Genomic DNA, 19,231 nt, shown 5'->3' on the forward strand with positions numbered 1-19,231 from the left:
CGACACAATGGGTTGTCCCCAAGCCACGCATTGCATAGGCTTGCGCGATTGTTTGCCCGCCTACGTCGCGGGTAGCCTCGAGGAGACAGAAAATGGGCCTGAATAAACAGTGGATGGAACGCGATCTCGCGGTGTTGTGGCATCCCTGCACCCAGATGAAAGACCACGAACAGCTACCGCTGATCCCGATTAAACGCGGGGAAGGTGTGTGGCTGGAAGACTTCGAAGGCAAGCGCTACCTCGACGCTGTCAGCTCCTGGTGGGTCAACGTGTTTGGCCACGCCAACCCGCGCATCAATCAGCGCATCAAGGATCAGGTCGATCAGCTGGAGCACGTGATCCTCGCCGGCTTCAGCCATCAGCCGGTGATCGAGCTTTCCGAGCGGCTGGTGAAGATGACCCCGGAAGGCCTGACCCGGTGCTTCTACGCCGATAACGGTTCGTCCTGCATCGAAGTCGCGCTGAAAATGAGCTTTCACTACTGGCTCAACCGCGGCCAGCCGAACAAGAAGCGCTTTGTCACCCTGACCAATAGCTACCACGGCGAAACCATGGCGGCGATGTCGGTGGGCGACGTGCCGCTGTTCACCGAAACCTACAAGGCGCTGCTGCTGGACACCATCAAGGTGCCGAGCCCCGATTGCTACCTGAGCCCCGAAGGCATGAGCTGGGAAGAACACTCGCGCAACATGTTCGCCGCCATGGAACAGACCCTGGCGGAGAATCATGACAGCGTCGCGGCAGTGATCGTCGAGCCGCTGATCCAGGGCGCTGGCGGCATGCGCATGTACCACCCGGTTTACCTCAAACTGCTACGCGAAGCCTGCGACCGCTACGGCGTACACCTGATCCACGACGAAATCGCCGTCGGCTTTGGCCGCACCGGCACGATGTTCGCCTGCGAACAGGCCGGCATCCGCCCGGATTTCCTCTGCCTGTCCAAGGCCCTGACCGGCGGTTACTTGCCGCTGGCGGCCTGCGTGACGACCGAAGATGTCTACAGCGCGTTCTATGACGACTACCCGACCCTGCGCGCCTTCCTGCATTCGCACAGCTACACCGGCAACCCGCTCGCGTGCGCGGCAGCATTGGCGACGCTGGACATCTTCGAAGAAGACAACGTCATCAAGAACAACAAGGCACTGGCCCAGCGCATGGCCTCCTCCACCGCACACCTGGCTGATCATCCGAACGTCTCGCAAGTGCGCCAGACCGGCATGGTGCTGGCCATCGAGATGGTCAAGGACAAGGCTACGAAAGAAGCCTACCCGTGGCAGGAACGTCGTGGCTTGAAGGTGTTCCAGCACGCACTGGAACGCGGTGCTTTACTACGACCGTTGGGCAGCGTGGTGTATTTCCTGCCACCGTACGTGATCACGCCGGAGCAGATCGACTTTCTGGCCCAAGTGGCCAGCGAAGGGATCGACATCGCGACGCGCGACAGCGTCAGCGTGGCGGTGCCGAAGGACTTCCACCCCGGTTTCCGCGATCCGGGCTGATCGATTCCACTTGGACGACTGTGGTGCCTGGACTGCCGCCATCGCGGGCAAGCCCAGCTCCCACAGTTGACTGCGTACCCCCTGTGGGAGCCGGGCTTGCCCGCGATGGGGCCGCCACTACTTCACACCTTTTACAGAGACACCGCATGAGACTGTCCCGCTTCTTTATCGACGCCCCCCTGAGCACCGGCGAGCACGAGTTGCCCGAAGCCCAGGCCCATTACATCAGCCGCGTGCTGCGCATGGCCGAGGGTGATGCGTTGCAGTTGTTCGACGGTTCGGGCCATGAGTTTCGCGCCACGCTGGTGGAGGTCGGCAAGAAACGCGTCGTCGTACAGATCGATGACAGCTTCGCCGGGCAGGTTGAGTCGCCACTGGCGATTCATCTCGGCCAGGGCCTGTCCCGTGGTGAGCGCATGGACTGGGCGATTCAGAAAGCCACCGAATTGGGCGTCACCGAAATCACCCCGATCTTCAGCGACCGCTGCGAAGTCCGGTTGAAGGACGAGCGCGCCGACAAGCGCCTGATGCACTGGCGTCAGGTGGCGATCAGTGCCTGCGAGCAATGCGGGCGGTCACGGGTGCCGGTGATTCATCCGCCGCTGCTGCTGGCGGATTGGTTGAAGCAGACTGAAGCGCAGTTGAAGTTGGTGCTGCATCCGGTGGCAGAGCCGCTGGTGAGTCATGCGAAGCCCGGGACGTTGGCGTTTCTGATTGGCCCGGAAGGCGGATTGTCGGACGCCGAGGTTGATCAGGCCAAGTCGGCGGGTTTTCATGCTGCCCGACTTGGGCCTCGGGTGTTGCGGACTGAGACTGCGCCGGTAGTTGCGCTCGCGGTGGCCCAGCAGCTTTGGGGTGACTTCTAAGACGCCATCGCGGGCAAGCCCGCTCCCACAGGGTTTTTTGGTGATTCAATGTGGGAGCGGGCTTGCCCGCGATGGCCGCACCTCGGTCTAAAGGACATAAAAGAAAATCGCCACAAAGTGCAGCAAGCTCCCGGCAATCACGAACAAATGCCAGATCCCGTGGGCATGCCGCAGCCGATGGTCCAGGGCAAAAAAGATAATCCCCACGGTATACAAAATCCCACCCGTCGCCAGCCACGCAAACCCGGCACTGCCCAGCGCCGCGAGTAACGGCTTGACCGCCACCAGCACGATCCAGCCCATCACCGCGTAAATCACGATCGACAGAATCCGCGCTTCCGAACGCGGCTTGATCTCTTGCAGGATGCCGACCAGCGCCAGCCCCCAGACAATTCCGAACAGCGTCCAGCCCCACGGCCCGCGCAGGGTTACCAGACAAAACGGTGTGTAACTGCCGGCGATCAACAGATAGATCGAAAAGTGATCCACCTTCTGCATGATCGCTTTCTTGCGCCCGCGCACGCTGTGGTAAACGGTCGAGGCGCTGTAAAGCACCATCAAGGTAAAACCGTAAATCGCCACGCTGACAATCTTCCACGGGCTGCCGTCCATGCTGGCGATGACCAACATCCACACCACCCCGACCGTTGCCGCCACGGCCCCGACCAAATGCGTCCAGGCGTTCAATCGTTCCCCGTGATACATGCGTCACTCACCTCAAAATTCACTGCAACATCGCGCAAACTGTAGGCGCTGTCGAGTGAAACGAGGCTGCTCGCAGCTCTGAGTATTACGACCTCGTCATCTGCTGCTGCACACGAACCAGCAACTGCTCAGCGCTTTCCAACAACTGCGCCAACAACGCAGCATCTTCGTCCATGTAGCCTTCGTACTCCGCCAGGTTTCGTCGCTCATGGCACAGCGCGAATAATCGAACCTGCACTTTGCCAATATCAGCGGTATGAACCAGGCACTGAAACACCAGGTATCTCTTGTCTGAACGGTAACCACACAAACGAAGAGCTGTTAGAGCCAATGCATGGGTAGCGTTGTAAGCCAGGTCAAAACGGCTCGCGAAGGAAAGTGAAGACGTTTGCGCATCTTTCAATCGATCCACAGCGGAACGCATCAGCCCTTCGCATTCCTTGCGATCCGGCGGCTCGGCTTTCAGTCCACCGCTACGTAACAGGTTCTCCAGATTCTCGTTGCTGCCCATCCTTGGACTCCAAAGGGTTTTCCCCCATCAGGTTGATCTTGTCCTGCTGCGCCACCCGTACGACAAAGCTGTTTTCAGCCGCCAGTTTTGCGGCCCAGTCGTCCGGGGTGTAGAGCGTTGGGTTGAGGACGCGGCCCAGTTGCTCCTCCAGAGGCATGAGCCGCTCCATCACTTCACTGTAGTGGAGGCTTTCGCCGATCAGCATGAGATCAATGTCACTGGATGCGTTTGCCGAATCCTTGGCGATTGAACCGTACACAAATGCCCAGGAGATCTGTTCTGCAAAGGGTTGCAGCGCTTGGCGCAAAGGCTCGGCAATGCCGAATGTCTTGCGGGCGATGCCCAACAGTTCGGCATAGATCGGGCAGTGCGGATTGGCTTGATAGTGGGTCTGGTTGCCCTGACGGCTCAGGGTCAGCACGCCGGCCTGCTGCAATCGATCCAGCTCGCGCATGAGGCTGCCTTTACCCACTTGAGCCCAGCGGGCGATCTCGTTGGCGTAAAAACTGCGGTCGGGTTTGCCGAACAACAAGCCCAGCACTTTTTGCTGAGTGGTCGTGAACAAGGCTTCGCTGAGGGAAAGGTTTTTCACAGTGGCAACCAATGAGTCCCAAAAAGGGAACGATAGGTCCCTTTTTGGGAATCTTCAACATTTGCCAGTCGATTGGGATTTTGTGTTTAAAAGTTTGTAAGCAGGAAGGGTGTCTGGCTACGTAGCCTGGCGTCGCTGCCTACAGCAATGCCGGAAGCCGCTGACTGGTGGGGTTTGGCGTGGATCTTTATCGTTTGTTTGTCGCTCGGATTCAGCGACCGGGCCTGGAACCCCGAAAAAAACGGAGAAAAAGCGCCATTCATTACGAGTGGACCAACTCCAATCTGTAAGCGGAAACTCATTATGTCCAAGGTTACGTCCAACCCAGCCGATCACACTGACGCCGATTCCCAAGCATCCCTCGAAGCCGAGAAACTCAAGGAAGCCGCCGACCGCGTCTTCGCCCATTACTTTCCCCCGGCCCACGAAAAACCAACCAAACGGCGTAAAAACCATCTCTTCACCGTCTCCCCTGATATCGACGCCGAAGCCCTATTGGCCAACGCCTCCGAAGACTTGCTGTCGATCAGCGCGATTGCTGCCGATCTGGCAGACGATGTGGAAGGCTCTCGCCGCTCGGTAGCCTTGGCGATCAGCCGAATGGCGGATGGGGTGCAGTTGTTGGTGGAGCGGGCGTTGGATCATTACGAGGCGTTGCAGATGCAGATGCGCGCTCAGGCCAAGGTTTAGCCGTCAGGTTTTGCGGTGAATTGAAGGCCGTCATCGCGAGCAGGCTCCCGCAGGTTTTGTGTACGCCGCAAATCCAATGTGGGAGCAGTCCCGCTCGCGATGGCATCAACCAGCCAACGTAAAACCGAATCACGCAATAAGAATCCGAGGCATTTCCCACTGCCCTAAGGGAAGCGTCCTACATTTTTTCTTCTGCACGTTTGTTTAGCTTACTGCCCTTGCGCCTGACTCGTTACAGCGTGGCGCCAAGTGCCTGTGCCCACCAAACAGGCTGATGAAATTCGCCTGACCAATGCTCATCGCTGCACCGGCGAGACCCCAAGCGAACATTTGGAGCGGGAGCATCAAGCAACGGCATTTTGGCAAGGAGAAGCCCCGCTATGAAGCGTGCATTACGAACCGCAAGTCTGGGCTGTTGCCTCGCCTTCACCGCAGGCTGCGCCACCAGTCAGCCAAACACGTTCACCTTCACCGCCGATTTACCGCCCCACTTCACCTACCAGGCCATTGCCGTGTATGTGCCCGCAAAAGGGGAAACCTGCACCGTACCCGGCGGGCGCAATACCGAAGTTGGATACAACATGAAATGGCGTGAGAACTACCAGCCAAACGCTGAGATCGCCCTGCGTAGAACGGTCAGTGCGTGCCCGCTGGTCATTAGCCGCATCAAGCTGGATATCAATGCGACCTATGGAAAAACCCGGGGTGATTTTGGCGGAGATTCCGCAGGGGTCGTCATTCGCGATGAATTAGACCCGCAGTACAAACGTACTTTCAACGAGGCAGGGGAAAGTACCTTTTTCGGTGAATGCCAGTGGCTGTTCCGCACTTCGGGCAAGCCGCGCATCCTCAGAAAAATCCTTGATTGCAAAAAAACCGATGCACAGGGCGAACCGGGGCGCGGTCGTCCGTTTTCGGCGTACACCCTCGATCAGTTGCCGGGGAAAACCGTGAGGATGCGCATCAAGTTGGCGGATGAGGAAAAGCCTGGTTGGGGAGACACGTGGGTCAAAGTGCCAAATGGCTGGAAGCGTTGCATGGGCAAAGGCTTTGAGGACCAGGATGCTTACTGCTTCGGCAACTACAAGGACTTCAGCGGTTTTCAAATGCCTGACGGCCGGCAATGCACCATTTACCCAGGCTGTACGGAATAAGGACATCCCCATGACAACGTCGTATCCGCTGGTGAAGTTGCTGTTTAAAAGCCCTGTTTTGGGCTGTTGTCTCGCATTAAGCGCAGGTTGCGCCACCAGCCAGCCGAACACATTCACCTTCACCGCCGATTTACCAGTCGACTTCGCCTACCAGGCGATTGCCGTGTATGTGCCCGCAAAAGGCGAAACCTGCACAGTGCCGGGCGGGAGAAATACCGAAGTCGGATTCAACATGCAATGGCGTGAAAACTACCAGCCGAGTGCAGAAATCGCCCTGCGCCGAACAGTCAGTGGGTGCCCGCTGGTCATTAACCGCATCAAGCTGGATATCAATGCGACCTATGGAAAAACCCGGAGAGATTTTGGAGGGGATTCCGCAGGGGTCGTCATTCGCGATGAATTAGACCCGCAGTACAAACGTACTTTCAACGAGGCGGGGGAAAGTACCTTTTTCGGTGAATGCCAGTGGCTGTTCCGCACTTCGGGCAAGCCGCGCATCCTCAGAAAAATCCTTGATTGCAAAAAAACCGATGCACAGGGCGAACCGGGGCGCGGTCGTCCGTTTTCGGCGTACACCCTCGATCAGCTGCCGGGGAAAACCGTGAGGATGCGCATCAAGTTGGCGGATGAGGAAAAGCCTGGTTGGGGAGACACGTGGGTCAAAGTGCCAAATGGCTGGAAGCGTTGCATGGGCAAAGGCTTTGAGGATCAGCGTGCTTACTGCAACGGTAATTACACCGACTTCAGCGGTTTTCAAATGCCTGACGGCCGGCAATGCACTATTTACCCAGGCTGTACGGAATAAGGACATCCCCATGACAACGTCGTATCCGCTGGTGAAGTTGCTGTTTAAAAGCCCTGTTTTGGGCTGTTGTCTCGCATTAAGCGCAGGTTGCGCCACCAGCCAGCCGAACACATTCACCTTCACCGCCGATTTACCAGCCGACTTCGCCTACCAGGCGATTGCCGTGTATGTGCCCGCAAAAGGCGAAACCTGCACAGTGCCGGGCGGGAGAAATACCGAAGTCGGATTCAACATGCAATGGCGTGAAAACTACCAGCCGAGTGCAGAAATCGCCCTGCGCCGAACAGTCAGTGGGTGCCCGCTGGTCATCAGCCGCATCAAGCTGGATATCAATGCGACCTATGGAAAAACCCGGGGTGATTTTGGCGGAGATTCCGCAGGGGTCGTCATTCGCGATGAATTGGACCCGCAGTACAAACGTGCCTTCAACGAGGCGGGTGTAAGTACCCTCTTCGGTGAATGCCAATGGCTATTTCGCACCGCGGGAACAAACCGACGCATCGTAAAAATTCTAGATTGCAAAAAAACCGATGCACAGGGCAAACCGGGGCGGGGTCGTCCGTTTTCGGCGTACACCCTCGATCAGTTGCCGGGGAAAACCGTGAGGATGCGCATCAAGTTGGCGGATGAGGAACGGCCTGCCATTGGGAATACATGGGTAAAAGTGCCGAACGGTTGGAAGCGATGCATGGGCGATAACTTTCAAGACCAATACGCGTTTTGCTTTGGCAACTACAAGGACTTCAGTGGTTTTCAAATGCCCGATGGAAAGCAATGCACCATTTACCCAGGCTGCACTGAATAAGGAGAATTCGACATGACGTCATTGGAAAAAGAACTCAAATCGCCGCTGAGCAGCCAAGTACTGGCATGCCCCGCACAGGGTCGATGGAGCAGCTTTCAGTTAGTCGACGAGTTCGGCTCTGGCGAACCCTATGCCGGGCTGGCCTACGTCGTAACCGACTCGGAAGGGCAAAAATACGGCGGTGTGTTGGATATAACGGGCACAGGTAAAGTGGACAACCACTTTGCCGGCCCTATCTCGCTACTCCTTGACCAAAAATACCAGGGGCGTGAAAAGAGCTATGAATTTTTACAGACAAGACCCCATTACCCCTTAGAAATCACCGAACTCCAGGTCCGCGCCGAGCAAACCCGCTACCTGAACCAAAACTCCACCCGCACCCAAGAAAACCCCGCACAAGCCTGCGCGGATGAGTATTTTCAGGTGGAAGTGCGCCATCTGGTCAATCAAGTCTCGCACCTGCCTCCTGAGGTCTATCGCCATTACCCACACAGTACGGGGCGGGCGAAAGTCATGGGTAAACATGGCGCACTTGGCATTGCCCTGTTGCCGTTGCAACACACCGTGCTGGAAGTGCACCCGATGCGGGCTTTGCGGCCCATGCTCTCGACCGACCCTGAATTCTGTGCGCTCAACCTGTACCAACTCGCGCTAATGGCCACCTTGAGCTATTGCCCCTTTGGTCAGCAGCCCGATGAACAACCCGTCAGGACCAGAACCGTTAGCTTCCCCCTGCAACCCAGCGTCGGCAACTGGTTCGGGGATGCACTGGCCAAATTTGATGAACTTGGGAAAGTCGATGCGACGCAGACAAGAGCTTATTACCCACTGTACGAGGATGTACCGTACTCCAAGCGACTGGAGATCGTGCCCTTTGACCCCGATCTCTATGCGGTAAACGACCCGGAACTGGGTGAAGATCAGGAACACCCTGCCAAGATTCATTTCCTCGACGACAGGAAGCTGGGCGCAGATTCGACTGATAGCCAGGCCTTCATTACCCACCACGACGAACTGATCCTGATCGCAGTACGTGGCACCTATGAAATCGTCGCGGATGGCCTGCGCGACGCCGATGCATTCCAAGTGCCGTTTGAAACCACCGACAGCAAAGTACATCGTGGTTTCTATGAAGCTGCGCAGAAAGCCTACGACTTCATCGTCAAATATCTAGACAAATTTTATACCGGTCAAAAGCTACTGATCTGCGGCCACAGCCTGGGGGGTGCAGTGGCTTTGTTACTCTCAGAAATGCTGCGTCGACGAGCCGGCTTCAACTACAACATCCAGCTCTACACCTACGGCGCCCCCCGCGCCGGCGATGCCAATTTCGCCCAAGGTGCCACGGACTTGGTGCATTACCGAATGGTCAACCACAACGACCCGGTACCAAGCGTGCCCGGCACCTGGATGAACACCAAGGCTGGCGTTTTCGGGGCGGGGGCAGCGCTGACCTTCGTCAATGTGCCGGCTGGCCTTTCCGTATTTGTCGCCGGCATCACTAACTGGACAGGCGAACCCTACGAACACCACGGCACCTTGCGTCACGCGATGCCGGTGCAGTTCAGCCGCAAGGAAATGTCCATGATCCTGTGGGAGCCCGGCTGCGACACCATTACTCAGCACGCCGCCTGTTCGGTGGCCATCCAGCAACAAAACGGCCTCCCGGATCGCCCTTCGTTGCTGACTCAACTCTTCAATGGCGCAAACCACTCGATGGTCGGCAGCTACATCCCTGCAAGCTGGGCAACGTTACGGCGCTGGCAGGAAGCGCAAACGTCGAAACGTTCCCTAGTTACTGACCGGGAGTTTGAATGGATAGAAAACGCTCTGGCGCGAATCACCCAGCAGTTGCGCGAGAAGCGTCGCGACCTGCTGGCGCGCCCCGACGCCTACGTACGCGCTCACGAAAAGACGATCGATGCCCTCAGTCATGAGGTCGGAAAAGTACAAGCTACTCGCGCTCGACTGAAGCCCCTTTGGTACCAGCGCATAAGCGAAAAGGATGTTTACGGATCGCTATCAGCTCAACCGGAGTGGTTGGCAGAAAATCTGCCACGCTGGCTTGCCCACGCAGAAAATCGAGTAGCGGAACAGTTGGCCATGGCGCCAAGCACCGGGAATGATGAGGCGCTATTGTCGATCTACGGACATACCATCGGGGCGCCGTATATCCTCGATATCGATTCGATCGTTTGAAAAAGATGCAACGGTCGACGAATGCCTGGTTTCCTGCGATCCCCACACCCTCAAAGTTGGGCGGTTACCCCGCCAGATTTGAAGCAGGGCCCAGTTTCGTAAGCCGCTTTGGCGGATGGAGTTCAATTGTTGGTGGAGCGGGCGCTGGACCATTACGAGGCGTTGCAAATGCGCGCTCAGGCCAAGGTTTAGCCGTCAGGTTTTGCGGTGAATTGAAGGCCGTCATCGCGAGCAGGCTCGCACACATAGGATCGGCGGCGAACACAAAACCCTGTGGGAGTGAGCCTGCTCGCGAAGGGGCCGGTCAGACCAACCCAGCACTTACAAGTAGTTCTTCCAGCGCCAGCAAGTCAGGCACTTTGGCCACTTGCTCCCCCACCTGCACCGCCGCCTGTTCCAACGGACACAACGGCACATCCACATAACTCAACTGACTGTCGAGCTTGTGCGACCGAGGAATCCCCTGCACCAGCAACGCAATGAACTTCAACGCCGGCCGACCGCCCAGCGCATTGAGAATCACAATCCGCGCCCGCTCGCCGATGACGGTTTTCTGGCCACAGGCCGACTCGAAACTCAGCAACGGAATCTGCCGGTCGCGCCACTTCACAAGGCCCAGATACCACGGTGGCGTATCCAGATCGAACGCCCCCGGCTGATAGTCGATCAGCTCCGCCACCGCGACGTTGGGCACGATCAGATTGCGGTCCGCCAAGGGCAGCAACAGGCCGGTGAGGTTGTTGGTGCGCTGGTAAAAATGGTCATCAAGCATGGGATTTGCTCCACAGGGCGATGCTTTCGAGCAGCACCGATTCCTGGTACGGCTTGCCGAGGTAATCGTTAACGCCGATGGCCATCGCACGGTCGCGGTGTTTCTGGCCGGTGCGTGAGGTGATCATGATGATCGGCAGGTGCTGCAAACGCTCGTCGGCGCGCACTTGGGTCGCAACTTCGAAGCCGTCCATGCGCGGCATCTCGATGTCCAGCAGCATCAGGTCCGGCATGTGCTCTTCGAGCAGCAACATGGCGTCGACGCCGTCCTTGGCGGTCAGCACGTTCATGCCGTGGCGTTCGAGTAATCGACTGGTGACCTTGCGCACAGTCACCGAGTCATCGACCACCAGCACCAGCAAGGGTTTGTGTGGCTCGACCTCGGTGTCCTGGGTCTTCGCCTGTTGCGGCGCAGGCGCCTGCAGGGCGCGGATCGGCGCCAGCAAATCAAGAATGAGCACCACTCGGCCATCGCCCAGAATCGTCGCGCCGGACAAGCCCTGCACCGCTGCAAACTGTGGACCAAGGCTTTTCACCACGATCTCACGAGTGCCGGCCATGGAATCGACCTGCACGGCAATGTGCCGCTCGTTGCATTGCACCAGCAGCACCGGCAACGGCAGGCTTTGGCCCAACAGTTTCGGGCGGATGCTGGTTTTCAGCAACTCGCCGAGGTAGCACAACTCATAGTCCTGCCCGGCGTACTTGTACCTTGGAGGATCGAGTCGGTAATGCCCTTCAAGTTCGTTGGGCAGCACACGGACGATGCCGTCGATGGTATTCAGCGGGATCGCATATTGATCTTCAAAGCACTGCACCATCAGCGCGCGGTTGACCGACACGGTGAACGGCAGGCGAATGCGGAAATGCACGCCCTGCCCCGGCACCGAGTCGATGACCATCGAGCCACCGAGCTGGCGAACTTCTTCATGGACCACGTCCATGCCGACGCCACGTCCGGAAATCTGGGTGATTTTCTCGGCCGTCGAAAACCCCGGTTGCAGGATGAACTGCAACACGTCGCGGTCGCTGATATCGGCGTCCGCGGCCAGCAAGCCGCGCTTGATCGCCTTGCGTCGCACCGCGTCCAGAGGCACGCCGGCACCGTCGTCGCGGATGTCGAAAATCATGTCGCCGCCCTCGCGGGACAAGTCGAGGGTGATCCGCCCCTTGGCCGGTTTGCCGGCCGCGATTCGCACCTCGGCCGATTCCAGGCCATGGTCCACGGCGTTACGCAGCATGTGTTCCAACGGCGGCGCCATACGCTCAAGCACGTTGCGGTCCATCTCGCCTTCAGCGTTGCCGACAATGAATTCCACGTCTTTGCCCAACTCGCTGGAGACCTGCCGAACGATGCGCCTCAAACGCGGCAGCATCCGCTCGAACGGCACCATGCGCGTGCGCATCAGGCCTTCTTGCAACTCGGTATTGATGCGGCCCTGCTGTTGCAGCAGGTTCTCCGCGTCCTGGTTGCGCCGATCGAGGGTTTCCTTCAGGTCCAGCAAGTCAGAGGCCGATTCGAACAGCGCACGGGACAGTTGCTGCAATTGCGAGTGGCGGTCCATTTCCAGCGGGTCGAATTCTTCGTAGCCCAAGCGTTCGGCGTCGACTTGCTGGCGGCTGAGAATCCGGCCCTGAGTTTCGGTATCGAGCCGGCGCAACTGGTCGCGCATCCGCTCGATGGTGGTTTCCATCTCGCTCAAGGTGACCTGCGCATCGTTGACCTGCTGTTCGATACGGCCACGGAAGATTGAAGTTTCGCCGGCCAGATTAACCAGGTCGTCCAGTAGTTCCGCCGAGACCTTGACCATGTCGGCGCCCGCTTCCGCTTGTGACGCGGTCGTCTCCGGCTTGGCGGCGACGGTCGTCACAACGGCCGGCTGAAGCATGGCCGGATGGCTGAAATTCCTGATCGCCTCGATCAGTCGGTCAGCGGGCGGCAATGGCTGCCCGGCGCGAGTCGCATCGAGCATCTGCGCCAACCGGTCGTGACTGCTTTGCAACAACGTGAACAGCGCCGCGCTCGGTTGCAGCGAGCCCGCCGAGAGGCTTTCGTAGAGAAATTCCAACTCATGGGCCAGATCGCCAATCGGGGCGATTTCGACCATTCGCGCGCCGCCCTTGAGCGTGTGCAGGTCACGCAGCAGGGTTTCTATTTCTTGTCGGTTCGACGGTTCGGCTTGCCAGCGCACGAGCGCGGCGCCGGAGTTTTCGATGATGTCGAAACCTTCCTCGAGGAAGATCTCCAGCAACTCCGGATCATGCCCCGGCAAATCCTTGGCCGGGGCAGGCTCCGCCACTTCGGCGGCGTTGGCATTGCCCTGACGAAACTCGCGAATCGCCTCGATCAGCTCGCTCGGGGTGCCCAGCGATTGTTGATTCTGCAACTGTTCAAGCAACACCGCGAGCCGGTCATGGCTTTGTTGCAGCAACTGCGCCAGGGTTTCACTGTGGTTGTAACGGCGGTCCACCAAGCCTTCGTAAAGGCTTTCCAATTCATGGGCGAGGTCGCCGACCGGCTGGACTTCGGCCATCCGCGCACCACCCTTGAGGGTGTGCAAATCTCGCTGCAAGGACAACAGCGGTGCGGCGTTGTCCGGGTCACTCAACCAGCGTTGCAGCGCGTGGCCGGCACTTTCGAGGATATCCACCGCTTCTTCGAGGAAGATCGAAACGATTTCCTCATCCAGATCAACCTGGGTAGCCGATTGCTCCAGTTCGGCGGTGGCGCTGCCCAGCTCCCGGATACTCAGGGTACGGCTGCCATCACTGCGGATCAGGCCCATGGACGACGGATCAAGACTTTCGTCGAGCAAACCGCGCAAGGCCCGGATACGTTCCGGTTGCGGGCTGATTTCCTGGCCGGCAGCCAGTTCGTCGAGCATGTTGATCAGCGCTTCGTGAGCACTTTGCGCCTCATGGAAAAACCGTTCGCTGACCGCCAGGCTGCTCTCTTCCACCGCGCCGTACAGGTCGAGCAAGGCTTCGCAGAGCGCATCCACCGGATGCAAATCGGCGAGGTGCGCGCCTTCGCCGAGGGTGGTCAGCTCGTCGAGCAGCGCGGTCAGTTCCTGACGTTCGCCGGGATGCTGCTGCCAGCGCTGCAACAGGCTTTCGGCGTCCAGCAAGATGTCCATGCCCTGGGACAGGAAGTTGTTGATCAGCTGCGGGTCGCGCTTGGTTCGCAGCGCGGTATTGGGTGTGCTCGACAGGGTTTGCAGACGCTCGGCGAGTAACGACTGGGTGCGTTCGATCAATGGGCCGGCGCCGCGTATCTGCGCCAACGGATCCGTCTTGAGCTGTCGCAACCCGAGCCGGAACAACCCTTCGGCTTCCAGCAACAGCTCGACTTCGTCCAGATCCAGTGCGATCAGGTGCGCCTTGTACTCGCGGGCCAGTTGATCCAGTGCCGTCGCCAGCTCGGCAATCGGCAAGACGCCGGCCATCGAGGCGCTGCCCTTGAGCGTGTGCAACGCCCGCTGCAACGCGTCGCTGGCCTGAAGTGGCACATGCTCGGCGGCCTGATCGAGAAAGCGGTTGAGGCTGGCCAGATGGGTTTCGGCTTCTTTGCGGAAGATCTCCAGCAGCAGCGGGTCAAGGGCCGCCACGTCCTGGGTATCTTCATCGCTGGCCGGCGTATCACCCTTGGCTAGCGCATGTGCGCTCGCGGCCAACTGGTCGACATCATTGCGCTGACGCTGGGCATTGCCGGCGTATTCGGCCACCAGTTCCGGCAGTAAATTCAATGCATCCGTCAGCAGTTGTTGCACGGCCGCCCCAGGCGCGACGCTGTCCTCCAGCACACGGTTGAGCAGGTTTTCCACCGCCCAGGCCAGCTCGCCCAGCACCAGCGCCCGGACCATCCGGCCACTGCCTTTCAAGGTATGAAAGGCTCGGCGCAATTCGCTCAAGGCAGACTTGTCGTCGGGGTTGGCCACCCAGCGCGGTAAATATTCCTGGAGGATATCCAGGACTTCATCGGTCTCTTCGAGAAAGACTTCGCGCAGTTCATCGTCGACCGGCTCTTCTCCAGCGGGCGGCGGCAACAGGCTGCCCGGTGTGGTCAGGGCAGGTGGATTGACCGTAGACACGGGACTGGCCAGCACATCGGCCAGCGACTGCACGGTCTCGGGGTCATCGAGTTCCTGCATCTCCTGCATGACCTGGGCTTCGCTCGGGCTCAGCACATCGTCGAGCATCGGCACCTGCAGTTCGCTGGGGAAAAACCCGAGCGCCGCCAAACTCTTCTCGGCGACATCGAGCAGTTGTTCGCCCGGTGCTTCGGGATCGTCACCAAGGCGCTCCAGGTAATACTCGATGCTGGTGACCACGTCGGCCAGGCTGTCCAGTTCCTGCCAATCGGGCTGGTCCGGCTCCAGCAGCAAATGTTCGCGGATGAAGTGATTGCACGTTTCGATCAGGCTCGCCGCACGGCTCAACGGGATCATCGCCAACGCGCCGCGCACCTGGGTCAGCAAGGCTGGCAACGCCTGCAGATGCTGGCGATCCCAGTCGGCGTCGATGTAGTCGACGATCATGTCCTTGGCCTGTTGCAGGCAGATGCGCGCTTCGCGGATGACGATCTGGTGGATCTGCGTCAGGTCGGTGGTCGGCAGGCGGCTTTCTTCCAGGCTCTCGGGCTCTACCGTGCCCATCATGCCGGCCAAATTGGCTTCGACGTAGAGCAAGGCGCCCGCGACGTCCATGAGGATCGCGTCGTTGGGTTCGCGCTGGCCCTGAGCCAGGCTCAGCACCACCGCCAGTTGATCGATGATGACTTTGCGCGGCTGACCAAACCCCAGCACTGCCAGGGTGTCGGCGATTTGCCGCAGCGGCGCCAGCAGGCTCTCGAGGTCCGAGATGTGCTGGCGGTCGCTGCGCACGAACAGATCCAGGCGCTCCTTGACCCGCACCAGCTCTTCACAGAGCGCAGCCAGCACCGAGCGCATGGCATCGCGGTCGGGGCCGGCCAGCCGTGCCCGTTCTTCATCGACCATCGCGCTGTCGGGCAACGCGTCGTCCAGTGAGTAGCGATCTTTCATGGTCAGCATCTGCCCGGTGGGATGGTCGGCCTTGGCAATGTAGAACAACAAACTCTTGAGCAGCTCCGGCGGTGCCGGCTGATTGATTCCGTGGATGCCTTGCTCCAGCAGACGCTTGAGCTCATGGTCGGCCTCCTTTAACAGGCTGCGCAACGCCGGGCTGTTGGCGATCACGCCGGCGCGCATGCCTTCGACCAGCGCCGAGGCGACTTGCCACAGCGGGCTCAGGGGCGCACCCGCGCACAGCCCTTCGAGACGTGTAAAAACCCTGGCCAAATAATCGAGGTGGGTCTGGTCATCCTGTTCCCGCAGCAACCCGACCAGCGCCATCTGCAGCATCTGGCGCAATTTGCGCAGCACATTGGCGAAGTCCGCGGGCTCCAGCAGTGTCAGCGAAGCTTCGTCCAACGGCGGCAGATCTGTCAGTTGCGGGCTGAACAGGCTGGTTTCCGAGAGCAGGGTTTCCCCCCGGGCACTGCGTAAATCGTTGAGCAGCGGCAACACCACCAAGGGTAGGTCACGGCGCGCACCTTGCACCCGGTCGAGGTAAATCGGCAGTTGCCCGAGGGCTTGCATCAACAGGTGAAGCGCCTCGTCACGATGGCTGACGCGGTTGTGCTGCAAGGCGCGGCTCAACTGTTCCATCTCTTCGGCGAGCAGGGCCGCACCGTAGAATTCGACCATCTGCAAACTGCCGTGAACCTGATGGATGTACGCCAGGCAATCGCTCAAGGCGTACAACGCCTGCGGGTCATCAAGCAGGGTTTCGATCGCTTGATGGGCCTGCTTCAGCGTTTCGGCAATCTCGCCTTTGACCCACTCGAGGGCCACATAGTCGTGCCGATCACCCATAACCACTCCAGTCCCTACGCCAATCAAAAATCATACGCCTGTGGACGGTTCACGCTTTGTCTGCCGCCTGCGCCTTGACGGCCGGCAAGGTGAAGCCGGACACCGAACGCCGCAGCTGACTGGCCATTTTCGCCAGGTTGCCGATGCTCTCGGCAGTGGCGGTGGAGCCGGACGAGGTCTGCGAGGTGATCTGTTGAATCACGTTCATCGTCAGGGAAATCTGCCCGGCCGAAGAGGTTTGCTGCTGCGCCGCGTTGGAAATGCTCTGGATCAACGCGGCGAGGGTCTTCGATACGCCTTCGATTTCTTCCAGGGCCACACCGGCATCCTGCGCCAGACGCGCACCGCGCACCACTTCGGTGGTGGTCTGCTCCATCGAAATCACCGCTTCGTTGGTGTCCGTCTGGATCGCCCGCACCAGGGTTTCGATTTGCCGGGTCGCGGCGGACGAGCGCTCGGCCAGGCGCTGGACTTCATCGGCCACCACCGCAAAACCGCGCCCGGCGTCACCAGCCATCGACGCCTGGATGGCCGCGTTGAGCGCTAGGATGTTGGTCTGGTCGGCAATGTCATCGATCAGGCTGACAATATCTCCGATTTCCTGCGACGACTCACCCAGACGCTTGATGCGCTTGGCGGTGTCCTGAATCTGCTCTCGAATGTTGTCCATGCCGTGGATGGTGTTGTGCACCACCTCGTTGCCCTTGTTGGCAATTTCCACCGAGCGCTCGGCCACCGCCGACGACTCGGCGGCGTTGGCCGAGACCTGATCGATGGACTGGGCCATGTCGTTAATGGCCGTGGAGGCTTCGGAAATCTGCTGCGCCTGATGCTCCGAGGCCTGCGCCAGGTGCATGGCGGTGGCCTGGGTTTCCTGCACGGCGGCGGCTACTTGACCGGCAGTGAGGTTGATGGTCGCCACCAGGTCGCGCAATTGGTCCACGGAATAGTTGATCGAGTCGGCGATGGTCCCGGTGAAGTCTTCAGTTACCGAGGCGGTAACGGTCAAGTCGCCGTCGGCCAGGTCTGCAATTTCATCCAGAAGCCGCATGATCGCGGTCTGGTTGCGTTCGTTTTTCTCGGCGGTTTCCTGAAGCTGACGGTTGGTTTCGCGAACCATCACCAGGCCGATCAGGATGATCGACATGAGCGCCAGCAGACCCAGCACGTAACCGCCGATGGTGTCGACATTGCGCCCGCCGGCGAGGTTTTCGAAACCGATGGCCAGGTGCGAGGCTTCGTCGAGCAGGGTTTGCGACAGGGAGAAAATGTTGGTGGCTGACTCGCGGACCTTGAACAGTTCGGGCGAGGTCTCGAGGATTTCATCCACCGAGCCGGAGACGAACTCGAACAGTTCGGAAATCTCGCTCAATCGGGCGCGGGCATCGCGGTCCTCGACCTGGCTGATCCTCAGCGCCACGTTACCCTGAAGCATGCCGTTGAGTACCTGGCCGAAACGCGCGGCGTCGCGCCCGAAGGCATCGGCGGCCTGCTGCGAGTTTTCGTCGCCGGACAGCACGGTGTTCACCGCACCCAAAATGCGCTCGGCCAGCAGCGATTGACGCTGGGCCACCGCAACCTGCGCAGCCGGCGCACCACGTTGCAGGAGGATCTCGACGACTTTCTCGTACTCGACCTGCAACTGCGGCACGGTTTCGGCCAGGGTCGCGGCGACCTGATGCAGCGACAGCACGGTCTGCTCACTGGAAAGGATCGCGTCGGTGTTTTTCAGCAAACGCTCCCAATCGAGCTGCACGGCGCGCATTTCCGGGCGCACGGTGGACGGCGCTGGCGGCAGGCCAGTGGCCGGGTCGCCCTTCTTCAGGTAACCCCAACGCAGCGCAAAGTCATTGCGCGCATCGCTGAGCAATTTGAACGCGGCCGCTTTGCCGGCGGCGGCTTCGGTGGCATTTTTGGCGATGCGCTGGGACAGCACGCGCAGCTCACCGGCATGGCCGATGTACTGTTTGTCGTACGTGGCTTGGGTGTTGAGGTAAGCGAAATTGGCGAACAGCAGCATGATGAACACGATCAGCGCGATAAACAGCGCGATGATCTGCGAGCGGCTGCGTGATCCTTCTGGCTTGCCTGTTTTTGCTTTTATCATCGGTCCTCGCCTGTCCTGCCCAATTCGAACGATTACGCGGTGTGCCTGCAAAACCGCGTCGTCTGCATCGCGGGCAAGCCTTGCTCCTACAAGGTTTACAGCGCTACATGCATAAAGCTTTGCGACTGCGCCAACGCAAACGGGCTGAACACTTGCCAGGTCTGCTCACGCTGGAATCGGCCTTTGACGAACGCCGACATTGGCCCACTCCACTGATCTGCCGGTTCCAGGCTGTCCTGGGCAAAGTGCTGCAAGCCGAAGACTTCGTCGACCAGCAACCCGGCAAACACCTCGTCATGTTCCACCACCAACACCCGCCGCTGCTTGCGCGCCGCGGAGACTTCGTGACCAAAGAAACCGTACAAATCCATGATCGGCAACAATCGCCCACGCAGGTTGGCCACCCCTTTGACCCAGGGTTTGACGCCCGGCAACTGGGTAAAACGCGGTTCATGCAGGACTTCGCTGACTTCGCCCATTGGTGCGACGTACCAATCCTCGCCCAAGCGAAAACCGATGCCGCTCCAGCTGTCCTGCCGGGTCGGCTGCGATGGAAGATCAGCCGCCAGCAGACGACAGCGCTGGTCGATCTGCAGCAGCAGTTCGAAAGCCGTCAGCGACTCGCTCATGGCC

General features: G+C 59.5%; 14 protein-coding genes and 1 pseudogene. 8 read left to right on the forward strand and 7 right to left on the reverse strand.

Annotation, left to right across the window (positions count from 1 at the left end; genetic code table 11):
• Window positions 1–92: 92 nt before the first annotated feature.
• Both ACA048_RS27510 and ACA048_RS27515 read left to right on the forward strand, forming a co-directional pair.
• A complete protein-coding gene (locus tag ACA048_RS27510; RefSeq protein WP_497627071.1) occupies window positions 93–1,499 on the forward strand; it encodes an adenosylmethionine--8-amino-7-oxononanoate transaminase in 1,407 nt (468 codons plus the stop codon).
• A gap of 146 nt (window positions 1,500–1,645) precedes the next feature.
• Window positions 1,646–2,365: a 16S rRNA (uracil(1498)-N(3))-methyltransferase gene (locus ACA048_RS27515; protein ID WP_497627072.1), complete on the forward strand. Its 720-nt coding sequence runs from the start codon at window positions 1,646–1,648 to the stop codon at window positions 2,363–2,365.
• 87 nt (window positions 2,366–2,452) lie between these two features.
• On the opposite strand, the gene trhA is transcribed toward ACA048_RS27515, so the two are convergent.
• From trhA to ACA048_RS27530, 3 genes are all read right to left on the reverse strand, one after another.
• Complete coding sequence (trhA, locus tag ACA048_RS27520; RefSeq protein WP_497627073.1) at window positions 2,453–3,070, reverse strand: PAQR family membrane homeostasis protein TrhA; 618 nt, start codon at window positions 3,068–3,070, stop codon at window positions 2,453–2,455.
• An 85-nt stretch (window positions 3,071–3,155) separates the two neighbouring features.
• Window positions 3,156–3,581, reverse strand: a complete 426-nt coding sequence (locus tag ACA048_RS27525) for a hypothetical protein (RefSeq protein WP_497627074.1) — start codon at window positions 3,579–3,581, stop codon at window positions 3,156–3,158.
• A complete protein-coding gene (locus ACA048_RS27530) occupies window positions 3,544–4,173 on the reverse strand; it encodes a transcriptional regulator (protein ID WP_497627075.1) in 630 nt (209 codons plus the stop codon). The genes ACA048_RS27525 and ACA048_RS27530 overlap by 38 nt, the downstream gene beginning before the upstream one ends.
• Window positions 4,174–4,476: 303 nt before the next feature.
• Between ACA048_RS27530 and ACA048_RS27535 the strand changes: the two genes are divergently transcribed.
• The 6 genes and pseudogenes from ACA048_RS27535 to ACA048_RS27560 all read left to right on the forward strand — a co-directional run.
• Window positions 4,477–4,863, forward strand: a complete 387-nt coding sequence (locus ACA048_RS27535; protein WP_497627076.1) for a DUF6124 family protein — start codon at window positions 4,477–4,479, stop codon at window positions 4,861–4,863.
• Between the two features lie 380 nt (window positions 4,864–5,243).
• Window positions 5,244–6,017, forward strand: a complete 774-nt coding sequence (locus ACA048_RS27540) for a hypothetical protein (protein ID WP_497627077.1) — start codon at window positions 5,244–5,246, stop codon at window positions 6,015–6,017.
• A gap of 10 nt (window positions 6,018–6,027) precedes the next feature.
• Entirely contained in the window at window positions 6,028–6,822 is a 795-nt protein-coding gene (locus ACA048_RS27545; RefSeq protein ID WP_497627078.1) for a hypothetical protein, read from the forward strand.
• Window positions 6,823–6,832: 10 nt separating this feature from the next.
• Window positions 6,833–7,627 (forward strand): hypothetical protein, encoded by a 795-nt coding sequence (locus ACA048_RS27550; RefSeq protein ID WP_497629938.1) that lies wholly within the window; start codon window positions 6,833–6,835, stop codon window positions 7,625–7,627.
• Window positions 7,628–7,639: 12 nt separating this feature from the next.
• Window positions 7,640–9,826, forward strand: coding sequence for a lipase family protein (locus tag ACA048_RS27555; RefSeq protein WP_497627079.1), 2,187 nt, complete (start codon window positions 7,640–7,642; stop codon window positions 9,824–9,826).
• Window positions 9,827–9,934: 108 nt separating this feature from the next.
• Window positions 9,935–10,018, forward strand: a pseudogene (locus tag ACA048_RS27560) (DUF6124 family protein); the annotation flags it as partial.
• Between the two features lie 112 nt (window positions 10,019–10,130).
• Here ACA048_RS27560 and ACA048_RS27565 read toward each other — a convergent pair.
• The 4 genes from ACA048_RS27565 to ACA048_RS27580 all read right to left on the reverse strand — a co-directional run bounded on the left by ACA048_RS27565 (window position 10,131) and on the right by ACA048_RS27580 (window position 19,227).
• Complete coding sequence (locus ACA048_RS27565) at window positions 10,131–10,598, reverse strand: chemotaxis protein CheW (protein WP_497627080.1); 468 nt, start codon at window positions 10,596–10,598, stop codon at window positions 10,131–10,133.
• Complete coding sequence (locus tag ACA048_RS27570; RefSeq protein WP_497627081.1) at window positions 10,591–16,491, reverse strand: Hpt domain-containing protein; 5,901 nt, start codon at window positions 16,489–16,491, stop codon at window positions 10,591–10,593. Before ACA048_RS27570 ends, ACA048_RS27565 begins: the two co-directional genes overlap by 8 nt.
• A 49-nt stretch (window positions 16,492–16,540) precedes the next feature.
• A complete protein-coding gene (locus ACA048_RS27575; protein ID WP_497627082.1) occupies window positions 16,541–18,598 on the reverse strand; it encodes a methyl-accepting chemotaxis protein in 2,058 nt (685 codons plus the stop codon).
• A gap of 95 nt (window positions 18,599–18,693) precedes the next feature.
• Complete coding sequence (locus ACA048_RS27580) at window positions 18,694–19,227, reverse strand: chemotaxis protein CheW (protein ID WP_497627083.1); 534 nt, start codon at window positions 19,225–19,227, stop codon at window positions 18,694–18,696.
• Between the last annotated feature and the right edge of the window lie 4 nt (window positions 19,228–19,231).

It is taken from the genome of Pseudomonas sp. LBUM1659, assembly GCF_059716045.1.